Origin of the sequence: Pseudomonas sp. Sample_11, assembly GCF_004307505.1 — a bacterium.
Classification (GTDB): Bacteria; Pseudomonadota; Gammaproteobacteria; order Pseudomonadales; family Pseudomonadaceae; genus Aquipseudomonas; species Aquipseudomonas atacamensis.
Genome location: NZ_RCOD01000042.1, coordinates 1 through 1,137, shown reverse-complemented (window position 1 = coordinate 1,137; position 1,137 = coordinate 1). Strand labels below are relative to the sequence as shown.

2 protein-coding genes are annotated in these 1,137 nt (G+C 59.7%); both read left to right on the top strand.

Features of this window, described 5'->3' with window-relative positions; all coding sequences use genetic code 11:
- The first annotated feature begins 198 nt into the window (after positions 1 to 198).
- A complete protein-coding gene (locus D8U60_RS11045) occupies positions 199 to 720 on the top strand; it encodes an Hcp family type VI secretion system effector (protein WP_110600341.1) in 522 nt (173 codons plus the stop codon).
- A 77-nt stretch (positions 721 to 797) separates the two neighbouring features.
- Positions 798 to 1,055, top strand: a complete 258-nt coding sequence (locus D8U60_RS11040) for a PAAR domain-containing protein (RefSeq protein ID WP_130900128.1) — start codon at positions 798 to 800, stop codon at positions 1,053 to 1,055.
- The last annotated feature ends 82 nt before the right edge of the window (positions 1,056 to 1,137 follow it).

Sequence of the window (1,137 nt, the reverse complement as noted above, 5' to 3'; positions counted from 1 at the left end):
CGTCGTGCTGACGGTTGCCTACACGATCTACACGATCCGACTGAATGCCATCACTGAGGAAGTGCTGGTGTCACTGGAACGGATTCTCAGCCTGTAACCGATTTTAGCGTGCTCATCCCGAGCGCTGCGAAGCCATGGCCTCTTGGGCCAAAACCCACGACTTCAGGGTCGTTAAATCATCGCGACAAGGAGCTTGTCATGCCAACACCCGCGTACATCAGCATCCACGGCAAAAACCAAGGCCACATCACCAAGGGCGCTTTCACCGCTGACTCGGTGGGCAACGTCTTCGTGGAGGGCCACGAGGACGAAATCCTCGCTCAGGAAATCGACCATCAGATCGGTGCCCCAACTGACCCACAAAGCGGCCAACCCACCGGACAGCGCGTGCATAAACCACTGACCTTCACCAGCGCACTGAACAAAGCCTCGCCGTTGCTTTACCAGGCCCTGGCCACCGGCGAAATGCTGCCAACTGTTGAAGTGAAGTGGTTCCGTACCTCCACCGATGGCAAACAGGAGCACTTCTTCACCACCAAACTGGAAGAGGCCACCGTCGTCGACATCCACACCGTGTTGCCCCACGCCCAGGACAGCGACAACTCCAACTACACCCAACTGATCAAGACCAGCCTGGCGTATCGCAAGGTCAGCTGGAGTCATGTGGTGGCCGGTACCGAAGCTTCGGATGACTGGCGCAAGCCGGCAGCAGCGGGCTAAGCGCGGCCCTCGTTCCGTCGCTGCGGTTCGTCTAGCGGCGGAACCTCCACTGACTTGAAATCTGTTAAGGAGGCGCAATGCCTGCCGTCGTACTGGTCGGACACGACCATGATTGTCCGTTGTGCGGTCCCACCGCCGTCGATAGCGGTTCGAGCAACTTGATCGTCAACGGTCGAGCCGTCGCTCGTGTTGGCGACAGCCTCGGCTGTGGCGCCGTGATCAACAGCGGTTCGCCCTCAATGATCGTGGACGGGCAACCGGTAGCCCGCATCGGAGACACCACCGACCACGACGGCGCACTGGAAAACGGTGAGCCCGGTTGGCTCATCGACTGATATTTTCACCTGCGACAGGGAGGCCCCATGCCCCGCCAAAGCGACCTGCGTTTCACTTTCGAGCCCCTGCAAGGCGATCCCT